14 protein-coding genes are annotated in these 12,181 nt (G+C 47.0%); 3 read left to right on the top strand and 11 right to left on the bottom strand.

Annotated features, from left to right (window positions below):
- Nucleotides 1–277 precede the first annotated feature (277 nt).
- The 6 genes from zinT to R5268_RS08320 all read right to left on the bottom strand — a co-directional run bounded on the left by zinT (nt 278) and on the right by R5268_RS08320 (nt 5,895).
- Nucleotides 278–922, bottom strand: coding sequence for a metal-binding protein ZinT (gene zinT / locus R5268_RS08345; protein ID WP_166708406.1), 645 nt, complete (start codon nt 920–922; stop codon nt 278–280).
- A gap of 2 nt (nt 923–924) precedes the next feature.
- Nucleotides 925–1,050 carry a type B 50S ribosomal protein L36 gene (gene ykgO, locus R5268_RS08340; RefSeq protein ID WP_004237696.1) on the bottom strand — a complete coding sequence of 42 codons (126 nt, stop codon included), beginning with the start codon at nt 1,048–1,050 and terminating at the stop codon, nt 925–927.
- Between the two features lie 17 nt (nt 1,051–1,067).
- A complete protein-coding gene (locus R5268_RS08335) occupies nt 1,068–1,316 on the bottom strand; it encodes a type B 50S ribosomal protein L31 (protein WP_024474782.1) in 249 nt (82 codons plus the stop codon).
- Nucleotides 1,317–1,517: 201 nt separating this feature from the next.
- On the bottom strand, nt 1,518–3,410 hold the full coding sequence (gene gss, locus R5268_RS08330) for a bifunctional glutathionylspermidine amidase/synthase (protein ID WP_317419165.1): 1,893 nt from the start codon (nt 3,408–3,410) through the stop codon (nt 1,518–1,520).
- Nucleotides 3,411–3,549: 139 nt separating this feature from the next.
- The gene (locus tag R5268_RS08325; protein ID WP_046894590.1) at nt 3,550–4,911 is read right to left on the bottom strand and encodes a nucleobase:cation symporter-2 family protein; all 1,362 of its coding nucleotides are present in this window, start codon (nt 4,909–4,911) and stop codon (nt 3,550–3,552) included.
- A 321-nt stretch (nt 4,912–5,232) separates the two neighbouring features.
- Nucleotides 5,233–5,895: a metalloregulator ArsR/SmtB family transcription factor gene (locus R5268_RS08320; protein WP_317419164.1), complete on the bottom strand. Its 663-nt coding sequence runs from the start codon at nt 5,893–5,895 to the stop codon at nt 5,233–5,235.
- Nucleotides 5,896–6,012: 117 nt separating this feature from the next.
- Between R5268_RS08320 and R5268_RS08315 the strand changes: the two genes are divergently transcribed.
- Nucleotides 6,013–6,513 (top strand): DUF2938 domain-containing protein, encoded by a 501-nt coding sequence (locus R5268_RS08315; RefSeq protein ID WP_317419163.1) that lies wholly within the window; start codon nt 6,013–6,015, stop codon nt 6,511–6,513.
- Between the two features lie 65 nt (nt 6,514–6,578).
- Here the strand turns inward: R5268_RS08315 and R5268_RS08310 are convergent, their stop codons facing one another.
- Entirely contained in the window at nt 6,579–7,946 is a 1,368-nt protein-coding gene (locus R5268_RS08310; RefSeq protein WP_317419162.1) for a hypothetical protein, read from the bottom strand.
- A gap of 529 nt (nt 7,947–8,475) precedes the next feature.
- Here R5268_RS08310 and R5268_RS08305 point away from each other — a divergent pair.
- Nucleotides 8,476–9,306, top strand: coding sequence for an FkbM family methyltransferase (locus tag R5268_RS08305; RefSeq protein WP_317419161.1), 831 nt, complete (start codon nt 8,476–8,478; stop codon nt 9,304–9,306).
- Nucleotides 9,307–9,526: 220 nt separating this feature from the next.
- On the opposite strand, the gene R5268_RS08300 is transcribed toward R5268_RS08305, so the two are convergent.
- From R5268_RS08300 to R5268_RS19435, 4 genes are read right to left on the bottom strand one after another with little or no spacing between them, the layout of a single operon-like run.
- A complete protein-coding gene (locus R5268_RS08300) occupies nt 9,527–10,021 on the bottom strand; it encodes a type VI secretion system baseplate subunit TssE (RefSeq protein ID WP_107680654.1) in 495 nt (164 codons plus the stop codon).
- Entirely contained in the window at nt 10,011–10,841 is an 831-nt protein-coding gene (locus tag R5268_RS08295) for a type VI secretion system accessory protein TagJ (RefSeq protein ID WP_218454490.1), read from the bottom strand. The genes R5268_RS08300 and R5268_RS08295 overlap by 11 nt, the downstream gene beginning before the upstream one ends.
- Nucleotides 10,842–10,859: 18 nt before the next feature.
- Nucleotides 10,860–11,693: a TagK domain-containing protein gene (locus R5268_RS08290; RefSeq protein WP_107680656.1), complete on the bottom strand. Its 834-nt coding sequence runs from the start codon at nt 11,691–11,693 to the stop codon at nt 10,860–10,862.
- 2 nt (nt 11,694–11,695) lie between these two features.
- On the bottom strand, nt 11,696–11,956 hold the full coding sequence (locus R5268_RS19435) for a PAAR domain-containing protein (protein WP_107680657.1): 261 nt from the start codon (nt 11,954–11,956) through the stop codon (nt 11,696–11,698).
- Between the two features lie 45 nt (nt 11,957–12,001).
- Here R5268_RS19435 and R5268_RS08285 point away from each other — a divergent pair.
- Nucleotides 12,002–12,181, top strand: a 180-nt coding sequence (locus R5268_RS08285; RefSeq protein WP_317419160.1) for a hypothetical protein, incomplete at its 3' end; no start/stop codon positions are given.

Below are 12,181 nucleotides of genomic sequence, written 5' to 3'. Positions count from 1 at the left end.
TAGCGGGAAATAACTGAAACGGGCATTTTGCCATTACATAAATATCGTGATACATATCAAACAAAAAAAGCTATACCAGAAATAAAAAAGATCGGATTCTGATTGCCGCAACTCCGCTTAACCCTCTCTGCTGAATCGCTTATTCTTATTTTATTTTGAACTGACACGATTAATCAAGTTTTATATTAATTTATTAATGAAATAACAAAACAGCCCGGAAACAACATCAGTTTCCGGGCTGTTGGTTTTATATTGCAGTGCTGCTTTCGCTTTTCTGTCAGTGATGAAGCATTTCGTGAACGATATCTTTTCCGCTCATCGTATAAGGATAATATGTCGGCCAGTTATCCAGCTGAGTCAGCAGTGCTTCCTGGGATTCATTACCCATATAGAGGTGGAAATGACCCGCTTTTTCCGGTGCAATGATATGGTCGCTGAACTGGATATATTTCGGTGCATGGCTGTTTTTATCTTTACACTCAAACAGATAACGCGCCCCTTTCTTGCCGGAGGTATAATTCAGTATCCGGTAACCGGCATACTGATACTCACACTGATCCACCTTATCCCCGTGATGGAATTCGATGATATTATTTTCAATACCAATCATATCCACATCGGTTTTATAGCCCTTTGTATAATAAGCGCGATACTCTTCTGCGGTTTTATCCCCGTTCTTCGCGGCTTTCGCCTGCATCACCGGATCCAGCTCACCGCTGGCGAGGTAAGGCGCCACAGACTGCCAGACGCCATCCCAGTCGCTCAGTTGCCGGTCTTTCACATCCTTATCCGCAAAAACACCCTCTGCTGCCTTGCGCTGTGCTTCTGTCTGCGGTTTATCATGGTGATGACCGTGTGCTGCTGCCGTACCGCTGAATAATCCCGCCAGTAACAGTAACGGGAGAACTGATTTAGCTGTCATAATCACCCCTGCACGGCTTTAAAACGCGGATTGGACTTACAAATCACATAAATACGGCCGCGACGGCGGACAATTTTACAGTCCGGATGGCGCTGTTTCGCACTTTTCAGTGAACTTAATACCTGCATCGGTTTTTCCTCTTCTTTTAATGTACAAAACGCCCGAAGCGCTTGGTAAAACGGGCCACATTCCCTTCCTGCGAGTGTGTTTTCTGCTTGCCGGTATAGAACGGGTGGGAGTGGGACGAAACATCCAGGGTGACATAAGGATACGTCTGCCCTTCAAATTCGATGGTTCTTTCCGTTCTGATGGTGGAACCGACTTTGAAATACACATCGGCTGCGGTGTCGTGGAAGATGACGGTCCGGTAATCCGGATGAATATCGGGTTTCATGGCTGCCTCATTTTGTTATGTTATATTATAACAATAATGATTTTTATCACTGTTGACCACTATTTTTTAACCCTGTTTTTTATACGGGAAAGGATCGTCATTGCGGAAAGAAAGGAAAAATAAATCAGATCAAATGGATATAAAAACGGGCAGCAACCGGTGAATCCGGTGGCTGCCCGGGAGAAATACAGCGGTCAGAAATCAGCTCTCTGCCAGAAAATCGCTATCCTCCAGTACCCGCAGCGGCTCAATATCACTCTCTTTCTTGATAACCAGAGACGGGTCTGAACGCAGACAAACACCGCCATAGTGGCCACCGACAGTAAAAGTACACATCTGAATATAGCGGCCTGCTACTTTCGGCAGACACCAGAGCTGCTGATAGACGTTTTCCTGCTCCCCGAAACGGCCGCAGGTTTCATCCAGTACGGTATCGCGGTGATCCACAAGCCCGATATTACTGCCGCAACGTCCGGCTATCGGTTTAACCGCATAACCGGTCTGCCGCAGTTCATCACTGAGCTCAAACTCTGTATCCAGCAGATAAGGGTGGTGCGGGAACAGCGACCACAGAATCGGCAGAATCGCTTTATTGCCCGGGATCACCGTCCACAGCGGCTCAAATACCCGGATTTCCGGGCGCAGCAGCACATCAATCAGCCGCACATTATTTTCATGGCGCGGATGACCGGTGCGGATAGGCAGCGCGGAGTATGTCCTGTCATTTTCACTCTCCTGCCGCAGTTGTTCCAGCGCCGTTTCCCACGCCCAGGTTTTCCAGACACACTTGAGTACGCGCCCTTCGCCGTCGATCACCTGTCCGCTTTCATTCCAGCTCAGTTCATCCAGACCGTGAATGATCCGGTATCCGTACCCTGCTGCCGTGATAGCCCGCGCCATATAGAGCGCATGGTAATCCTCTTCGCTGTCTTTATCCTGCATAATATGGATAAACGGCTTGGCTGACGTGTGTTTCCAGATATCCGTCAGCATCTCTGACAGACGTTCCCCCGGGTCCCGGCCCTCTGTCAGTCCGCCCTGTTTCGCCCATTTTGGAATAATCAGCCCGGTTTCCGCATGGCAGGAGGCGGAATCCGCATTGTATTCATATACTTTCAGACCCCGTTCATCCATACAGAAATCCAGTCTGCCGGTCACCATATCGTGACGCCGGTTCTGCCAGGAGAGCCGCAGGCGCGGCCAGAGTATTTCCGGGATATTGAATAATTTCAGCAGATTGTCATCTTTCAGCACTTTTTCAGTAGCGTGAAGATACATCAGATGGACTTCGTTGGTGGCCTGCATAAGAGCATTTTCGGCCGTTTCCGAAATCGTGAAATAGTCGTGCGGATCGGCATTCAGATTGTGGCCGTGATTGGCTTTAATATAGGCTTTTTCCATCGGATCGGACTCATCCAGCCATTGTCCGGTGAAATCCGCTTTTTCATCCAGCCGGGCAGCGTGGAGTGTCATCAGCGCCGGGTTCACTGCCGGCTCTGTCCACGCATATTCATCATCGATTGTCTGGATCATCCAGCCGAGAATATGGGTATCCGGAAACGTATCCGACAGCGTGTAGTAACCGTCTTTAACGTGCATCGGCAACTCACGGGTCCATTGCTGACCGCGCGGCAGTTTATGGTGGATGACATTCTGCTCCACAATCCGGACTTTATCCGCGCAGACCTGGGTGATCACCGCCACATGACCGGTGCGCTTAAATTCGCCCCCTTCCTGCCAGATAAGTAATGCCCCCGCCACCGGTGCCTGGTGGCAGCCGTTTTTAAACGCCCGCAGCGGAAGGATACTGTCATCCACCACATGGCGCAGAAAACGCAGGGAAAAAATCTCATACGCCATGCCGACATCGGTAAACACCACACCATAATTGAGATACAGGAAGCGGCGGGCAAATTCCACACACTGCCATTTGTATCCCATATATTCATTTCCGATATAACTGCGGAAAGAAATATCATCCTCTTTTTCTGCTTCCGTGATGGTATCGTAGTCAGAGGAATAGATAGCCACACCGCCGGGCGCATAGCCCAGCAATGTCCCGAAAGGTTCATGCTCCGTGATGATTCCGCTCATAGTACGGCCTTACTGATATTATTTAGATTACAATAGTTACCCTTGCTAATAATTCAGTATACGCCTGTCCATAAAAAAACACCGATGCTTTTATGCATCGGTGTCAATCATCATTTCGGGTTATGTCTGGTGAGACATATCACATTGCCGGACTTTCTTTTTTCGGATGATAACCGTTAAAAAACAGATTCAGTACGACCGCGCTGACAGTGGCCAGCAGAATCCCGCTGTGCAGCAGCGGTTGTAAGAACATCGGCAGTTTGGCAAAGAAATTACCGGAGAGCGTTGGTGTCAGTCCCACCCCCAGACTGATCGCCACAATATAGAGATTGTAATTATTGCCGCTGTAATCAACACGGGACAAAATACGGATTCCTGTCGCCAGTACCATCCCGAACATCACCAGTCCCGCCCCGCCGAGGACAAACTGCGGAATGGAGGCTATCACCACCGCCATTTTCGGCAGCAGACCAAAGATAATCAGGATAAATCCGGAAACCACACACACCCAGCGGCTGTGAACTTTTGTCACCCCCACCAGCCCGACGTTCTGGGAAAATGAAGTATGCGGAAAACTGTTAAACAGACCGCCGATAATTGTGCCGATTCCGTCCACCCGCAGCCCGCGCACAATATCGTCTTTTTCGACCGGACGACCGACAATCTCCCCCAGTGCCAGAAACATTCCCATCGATTCAATAAAAACAATCAGCAGAACAACACTGAGGGTGATAATGGAGATCGGTTCAAATGTCGGCGTTCCCAGCGCCATCGGGGTAACCAGTTTAAACCAGGGGGCATCCGCATAGCCGTCAAAGCTGACCTCATTGCACATCAGTGACAGCACAAAACCAAAGATAATCCCCAGTAATACCGAGATATTACAGAGAAAACCCTTACAGAATTTTGTGATAAACAGGATGGATAACAGAACGGCAAATGAGATGCCAAGGTAGAGCGGATGACCATATTCAGGGTTACCTTTGCCGCCGGCAGCCCAGTCGATCCCCACCTGCATGATGCTCAGCCCGATGGAGGTAATCACAATACCGGTAACCATATTGGGGAAAAGCGGCATCAGTTTCCCCATCAGCGGTACGATCAGTGTTGTCAGTACCCCCGCCGCAATGGTCGCCCCGAAAATCCCCATCAGGCCGATATCCGGGTTGGCGCCGATGGCCAGCATCGGTGTTACCGCCGCGAACGTAACAGACATAATCACCGGCAGACGGATACCGGCAAATTTTCCGATACCGATACACTGCAACAGTGTCACGATACCACAGCAAAACAGATCCGAACTGATAAGCAGTGTCACCACTTCCTTGCTCAGTCCCAGCCGGTCGCCGATAACCAGCGGTACAGCTACGGCACCGGCATACATCACCAGCACATGCTGTAACCCCAGCATCATCAGTTTTCCCGCAGGTAATATCTCTTCAACTTCGTCAATAACGGGCTTAACCGGTTCCTGTGCTTGATCCACACTATGATTGCTCATGAAACAGACTCCCTTACAACCGGGACTCCCCGGCTTCGATTCGAAGATCTCGGAAAATGACCCCTGGCGTCAGGGTGTCTCACTATGATGACGAACCCGGCCCGGGTATCTGTTCATCATTTAAGCAATTGAGCAAAATTCAGACCAACGCGATTTTCTGTCAGCATAAATGCTGTTTTTCGTGACAGAATTCCGGTTTTTTGACGCACTTTCCCGATAAAAACGAGATACCCGCCGCATTTTTGTTATACCTGCAAAATGTCATTTTTCAGGCCGGGCTATATAACAATCGATTGCCTTCTCAATTTAATAATCTCATTATCACAATGATAGCGGCTTATCGTCCGGAATATCCGCCGTAATACCTTCTCTGAAATGACGCGCACGAAACCCTTTCAGACGCAGGGAAATAACCGCGTTTGCTGATAAAAAGCAATATGCCCCTCTGCAATACGCCACAATTTCTTTATCATCCGGCAGTTGCGCAAGGCAGTTTTCCAGTTGATCGACCGGTATATTCACCGCTCCGGGCAGATGCCCGTCCTGATACTCACGTTCCGGGCGGACATCAACCAGTAAAATCTGACCGGATTTCATACCCGCCACCAGCTCCGTTCCTGAAATCGGTGATAAATACTCTTCAGACAGCATATTCCGGTTCAGCCTGCTGCTCAGTTCATTCCGTGTATATTCAGACTGCAGTTTCAGGGCTGACAGCATATTCAGTACCGGGCCGTTCGCCAGGCGGTAACAGATATTTTTACCCTCCCGTTCACTCTCTGCTAATCCGGCTCTCTTAAGCTGCTGTAAATGTTGTGAGGTATTAGCCACACTCAGACCAACAACCTTTGCCAGTTTCTCCACAGAAAATGTGTCCCGGGCAAGATATTGGATAATGTTTATCCTGTGAGGATGGCTCAGTGCCCGGGCTAATTCAGCACATTCTGTTAATTGCTGCTCATCTAAGAGAGCCTTAATTGACATTATTTACCTCCGGTCATAACATTCAATTAATCAATTGAATGTTGAATTTATCATGTCTTTTATAGTAATCAAACAGGCCGGAATTACAACACGGCACGCTGAAAAGGAATCAGGATCATGACACTGACTGCTGTTTTACTGACAACATTATTAGGGATTGGTGCCACTGTAGTGATGGACCTCTGGGCACTACTGCTGAAATCAGCCGGGCAGCCGACACTGAATTTATCCATGATCGGCCGCTGGACGGGCCATATGCTGCACGGACAATTCATTCACCGTCCGCCGGTGGCTCAAAGCCCGCCGGTCAGGAACGAAAATGCGCTTGGCTGGTTCGCACATTATGCGATCGGTATTATCTTTGCATTTATCTTTATTTTCCTGACCGGTGAATTCTGGTTTCTTTTTCCATCCTTCTGGCCGGCTTATGCCTGGGGGGTGATTACTGTCGCCGCACCGTATTTTATTATGCAGCCCGCGATGGGTGCCGGTATTGCCGCATCACGGACACCGAATCCGGCCAAAGCCCGTCTGATGAGTTTTTTATCCCACAGCGCTTACGGTGCAGGTCTGTACCTGACCGGCCTGGCCCTGCATCCGCTGATAACCGGTTTCTGAACAGAAATAAAAAAGCCACCGGTCATATAATGACCGGTGGCCGTCTCTGTTTACTGTCCGGGGACTCAGAACAGCGTAATCTGTGCTTCCGTTAACAACTCCGGATCCTGATTCACCATATCATGCGCCATAAATTCCGCTGACGACTGCAGATAATCCGGTGTACCGGCAGCTGTATTATCATTCTCCGCCGGGGTGTTCTCCTCCGGTAACTGACTCAGTAACTCATCCAGATTCAGAGAGTCCTCATGTTCGGAGAGAAGCCCGGCTAAAGCCTGTACAGCACTGTCTTCAGCGTCCGGTAAGACCGGCGTTTCCGTTTCTTCATGCTGACCGGTGGTGTCATAGTGAATACTGAAAGCCTCAGATTCCTTGCCGATCACACCATTACCTTCAACACGCGCGGTGTAATGGTAAGTCTGACCCTGTTCAAAATTGCCGCCGGTATCATTAAACGTCCATTTCCCGCTGCTATCCACAGTGGCATATCCCGCCACATCGCCATCACGGGAAATAACCACTACCTGACCTTCCTCAGGCGCACCGTCAAGATGTCCGCTTAACACAGGCGTCACTGCTGAAAGATTATCAGGATCAATCTCAGCGGAATCGGTAACATCATCAATGACAGCTGTCGCAACGGCATCAGCCGGAACGTCTGTCTTATCCTGATCATCCGCCGCAGTATTGCCGTTATCTTTGCCATCAGTACCGGTATCACCGTTATCTTTGTCACCAGTACCGGTATCGCCGTTATCTTTGTCATCAGTACCGGTATCACCGTTATCTTTGTCATCAGTACCGGTATTGCCGTTATCTTTGTCATCAGTACCGGTATTGCCGTTATCTTTGTCATCAGTACCAGTATTGCCGTTATCTTTGCCATCAGTACCGGTATTGTCGTTATCTTTATTATCAAAAGGCGGCACCCGATTCGGATGATCATTGCCTGAATGACTGCTTTTGCCGATTGCCACCGCAGCGCCGCCGGCAACAGCCACGCCTAAAAAGGTCAGAACTTCCCAGCCGGATATAAATGACTCCCAGGTAATCGGCGCGAGCAGTTTTGTACCCGCCTGCTGAACCGCGGCCTGCTTATCCGCCATATTACTGATATTGTCATATTCCATGGCAGACTTTGGTGTATAGTTATGCACCTTTTTATTCTCAGCTTCACCGATAACCTGACCGGGAAACAGATAATAGTCTTCGATCACCACAGACGGCTCTTCTTCACCCGCCAGAAATAATTTCAGGTTATTACCATCACGGATGATAATCGTCTCCCGGGGGGCAGATCCTGTCTGTTTATCAACCAGCACATAATCCACTCCCGGCATGGCTTTCAGAACATTAACCCCGTTTTTGACAGTGGTTTCCGCTTTTTTTGTCACGCGTGTTGCTTTATCGACAATGCCGATAACGATAGGCATATTACATAACTCCTGTATATAAAATGAAGCAGGTGCCCACCAGATATATTTCAGAATAATAAATTATGCTTAATCCCTGACCGGAGATTACCCTGAATCATTATCCGGAAATAAAAATGAACATAAAATGAGATAAATACCGGATGCATGACGATGGCTCACTGCAATAGCACCGCTAATACTACAGACAATACGATATGAATTGAATATTATTTTACGCCCTGAGCATTCCGATTAATCTTAAACAGAAAACCTGAATTTAAAAAAAATGAAAATATTATTTTCATTTTCAGTGAGGAAGAGAAAGATCAGGCGGCAATAAAGTACCGGTTCATCAACAGACAATTATGTTACACAGCAATATTGATTAAGTATGTACATACTTTAAAAAATGCTATCCGGACTTATCTTATAATCCTGTTACATTCCGTAAGGCATTTTTATTATTCCGGATATAGTGTTAGCATTCTGAGTAATAAAACTCTGAAAAAGAATCCGATTACTCTCTGAATATCCCGGTGATAACATTATGGAAAATAAAACATTACCTGAATTTGATATCTGTCAAACCAGCGGCGGCCACCAGTTCCTGCTCACTTCCGGGCCTGACTACATCAGTAAAATATTACGCGGAGGTGCCCTCTGGAGAACAAAAGAAATCAATATCAGTCAGCGCCTGCTGGAATTTACAGAAGCTCCGGTAATTTACGATATCGGCGCTAATCTTGGCTCCTGGACAATTCCGGTCAGTAACTATTTTCAGCACCGTAACGGCATTGTCTACGCTTTTGAACCCCAGCGTCAGGTATATAACCAGCTCTGCGGTAATATCTTCCTGAACAAACTGAAAAATTGTTATACCTTTAACAGTGCAATCGGTGACTACGATGGTGAAATTGATGTACCGGTCTTTGATCCGCTGACTGACAGTAACATGGGCGCAGTTTCTCTTGATAAAACCGTATTCAGTGAACAACGTGCAGGTTCAGCACCACCAACAGAAAAAAGAACAATCAGCACACTGGATACACTGAATATGCCGCATGCCAGTCTGCTGAAAATAGATGCTCAGGGGATGGAAGCAGATGTTCTGCGGGGCGGAAAAAAATGGATTCAGGCATCCGGTTACCCTTATATTATTTTTTCAGTGTGGGGTGACTATATGACATCGACCATAGAGAAAAATAAACAGGTATTTTCCCTGCTGCAGGATGAAATGGGGTATGAACTGCTTAAGATTGATGATTTTTATGTTGCACAGCATAAAAACAATAAAAGCGGAAAGCTGGTTCAGACACCAAACGGCTATATTGTAAAACGCGAAACGTCACAGTTTGGTATGGATTTTCTGAGTTTCTGATATCATTAAGAACAGAAAAGGAAGCCAATGCTTCCTTTCAGCCCGTTGACAAACCCGCAGGGGTTGGCGACGACCGGCAGAGGTTGTAAAAGTAAACCAGGAAAATCAATTTATTGATTTTCGGCTGATAACACTTTCAGTTGATAACACAAAGCAGGAAAAACCACGTTTTATCCTGCTTTGTCAGCAATCTCAAAGGAAGCCAATGCTTCCTTTTCTATTACCGGTAACTCAGACTGACCTGCTGGGTTTCCATATCGTAAGAGCCGTTAATACGCAGATCCAGCGGATACGGGTCCCAGTAAATCAGTGTTCTTATTTCAAACACAATAATGCCATATTGCGCATACTGATCTTTTCCCGCTAACGGGGTAATCACCAGTGATTCCGGAATAATCCTGCTTTCAAAACGCAAAATAGCCCGGCGCAGTTTTTCCTCGACCTGTTCCCAGCCCAGTTGTCTGGCATAGGCGCCGGTTAACGGCGCAATACCAAAATTAATCACTGAGTCAACAACCGGTGATTTACTGTAACGCCGCAGCTCTCCTTCCGTATTTTCAGTACTGAAAATAGCCAGGAGATCACGCAATATAACCTCACGCATTTTACGTGAATCGAAATAGAATTTATCGACAGGCTCACGCCGCTCTTTCGGATGATCATCAATCAACCGATCAAGCAATGCAGGCATATATTGCTTTTTATTATCCTGCATGTTCAGTTTCAGCGCCGGCTGTTATCATGGAGACCTTATTCAGTTCAGATAACGGATATTCCCCCAGGTCTGTAATGACCATTTTTCCGCCTTTTCCTGTCAGGAAATACTCTGAAACCTGCTCCCACTGAGTTTCAAAACCCAGCTTAATTTTATCACTGTCAGTATCACGGACAGGATAACGGGCCGGAATATAACCGTAAAAAATATCATTTTTTACTTTAATCTGAGCGTGGATCCAAATCAGATCCAGTAAATCGCGGGGTTTAACAATATTGATCGTTTCAATATCGGCAAACGGCACCCAACGGTAGCCACCGGCAACAATAAACTCACAGATAGGCCCCAGACGGCTGTCATTATCTGCCATCCAGGCAAAATCACCGATCTTTTCACCGTTGCCGCCGGCTGCCGGTGCATTCTCAAAGGCCTGTAAACGCAGTGCTTCTGATTTATCCGGTTTATTCTCTATCAGTAATTTATTGGCTTCCCAGACTGATTTCATCCATTCCGGTAATTCCTGCTGCAGCGTCATCGGTTCGCGCTTTCCTTTCAGGACTTCTTCACGCAGAATTTCACTGAATACCAGGTTTTTATATAATTCAAGCTGCTTGTCATCATTGTGACCATCAATTAATGACCAGGTCTCAAGCTGAATCATCGCTTTTTCCCAGTAACCTTTCAGGCAACACAATTTAAATAAAGTCTCACGAATAACTAAGTCATTCGGCTTTTGTTTTACCTTATTCAGAGTTTCATCAAAAAATTCATCCAGCGATGAGTTGGCAAGAATATCAGAGAGTTTTTGTGTTGTGGCCATTTCAAAATCCTTAATTGATTATAAACGGCTGTCTAAGCCTAATTTATAGAGTTCCTTAGAAACGAGTGAGGAAACAGAGTCTTTTGCGTACGGAATAATACCGTCCGGAGCAAGCATTCTCAGAATGTCATAATCTTCATGCTCATCCTGTGTTAAATCAACTTCTTCCATCGTTGACAACTCCCGCCAGACACGTTCCATAAATGCTGACGTTTCAAAAATACACTCGGTCAGATTCAGATCTTTTATCTGCTCACAGAGTGAATCAAAGCTGCCGTCATCATCCGCGGCAGATAATTTTGCCTCTTCTGCAGCGGTATACGTTTCCGTCTGCGGAGAATCAATTTCCCCCCATAACAGAAATTTTTTATATTCAACTTCCAGCTTTTTTAATTCATCGCCGCTTTTTCTGTACGCTTCTGCGGCATATTCTATAGAAATAAACCCCGCACCCTGCGGTAATATTTCATTGATTTCAATATTCATGAAATCAATTTTTACCGGTGTTAATTCTGTTAATGCCTCAATAACTGATGCTGACTGGTTATTTTCAGCCGCAACAAACGACAGTGAAAAATGGCCAATCTGAACAGCAGAGCCATATATCAGCCGGATTTTTGACCCGAATGCAACCTGCTGTTTATTCACGAAACAGACTAAATCCCGGCAGGTATTCTGTAAAACAGGGCCGGTATTCGTGTAATAAAACAGAACGTCCGTATCCTGCTCTTTGCCTGAATTCAGCGCAACATCGGCAGTAAACGCATTGATCGCCACCGGATTATCGATGGTATTCTGTTCTGTCAGTTTGACCGACCCTTTACGGGTCGGCCAGTTAAAATGCAATAGCATTATCAGTGTCCGATAAACACATTACATGAACCTGTTGATACTACTGTGCCGCATCCGCCGCAATCCCCGGCCCGGGCGGCCGGGATATTATTGACAAAAACAGTACAGGATGCGCTGCAGATACAACTTTTAACATGAATAGTGCAACATACCGGCGCTCCCAGAAAGGTTTGCGGGATACAGTTGGTAAACACGTTACATGAACCCGCTTCCACAACCCCGCAATGGCAGGCTAAATCGCCCAATCTTGCTGCTGGTAACATAGTGTCTCCTTATATCAGCTGTCCGGAACAGCCCCCGCAGGGGCTGTGGTAAATCAAGGTTCCCCGGTAATGCGCGGTGTCGTCACTATCGGTGTCGTCACTATCGGTGTCGTCACTATCGGTGTCGTCGGTTCCGGTGTCGTCACTGTCGGTGTCGTCGGTTCCGGTGTCGTCACTGTCGGTGTCGTCGGTTCCGGTGTCGTCACTGTCGGTGTCGTCGGTTCC

It is taken from the genome of Morganella sp. BCCO 40_0007 (assembly GCF_032989665.1).
GTDB classification, from domain to species: domain Bacteria; phylum Pseudomonadota; class Gammaproteobacteria; order Enterobacterales; family Enterobacteriaceae; genus Morganella; species Morganella sibonii.
The sequence above is the reverse complement of the archived record's forward strand: the minus strand, read 5'-3'. Positions and strand labels throughout refer to the sequence as shown.

What these genes read in the sequence shown, in the direction of transcription:
- zinT (WP_166708406.1), bottom strand. Translation starts at nt 922, where the DNA reads ATGACAGCTAAATCAGTTCTCCCGTTACTGTTACTGGCGGGATTATTC.
- ykgO (WP_004237696.1), bottom strand. Translation starts at nt 1,050, where the DNA reads ATGCAGGTATTAAGTTCACTGAAAAGTGCGAAACAGCGCCATCCGGAC.
- R5268_RS08335 (WP_024474782.1), bottom strand. Translation starts at nt 1,316, where the DNA reads ATGAAACCCGATATTCATCCGGATTACCGGACCGTCATCTTCCACGAC.
- gss (WP_317419165.1), bottom strand. Translation starts at nt 3,410, where the DNA reads ATGAGCGGAATCATCACGGAGCATGAACCTTTCGGGACATTGCTGGGC.
- R5268_RS08325 (WP_046894590.1), bottom strand. Translation starts at nt 4,911, where the DNA reads ATGAGCAATCATAGTGTGGATCAAGCACAGGAACCGGTTAAGCCCGTT.
- R5268_RS08320 (WP_317419164.1), bottom strand. Translation starts at nt 5,895, where the DNA reads ATGTCAATTAAGGCTCTCTTAGATGAGCAGCAATTAACAGAATGTGCT.
- R5268_RS08315 (WP_317419163.1), top strand. Translation starts at nt 6,013, where the DNA reads ATGACACTGACTGCTGTTTTACTGACAACATTATTAGGGATTGGTGCC.
- R5268_RS08310 (WP_317419162.1), bottom strand. Translation starts at nt 7,946, where the DNA reads ATGCCTATCGTTATCGGCATTGTCGATAAAGCAACACGCGTGACAAAA.
- R5268_RS08305 (WP_317419161.1), top strand. Translation starts at nt 8,476, where the DNA reads ATGGAAAATAAAACATTACCTGAATTTGATATCTGTCAAACCAGCGGC.
- R5268_RS08300 (WP_107680654.1), bottom strand. Translation starts at nt 10,021, where the DNA reads ATGCAGGATAATAAAAAGCAATATATGCCTGCATTGCTTGATCGGTTG.
- R5268_RS08295 (WP_218454490.1), bottom strand. Translation starts at nt 10,841, where the DNA reads ATGGCCACAACACAAAAACTCTCTGATATTCTTGCCAACTCATCGCTG.
- R5268_RS08290 (WP_107680656.1), bottom strand. Translation starts at nt 11,693, where the DNA reads ATGCTATTGCATTTTAACTGGCCGACCCGTAAAGGGTCGGTCAAACTG.
- R5268_RS19435 (WP_107680657.1), bottom strand. Translation starts at nt 11,956, where the DNA reads ATGTTACCAGCAGCAAGATTGGGCGATTTAGCCTGCCATTGCGGGGTT.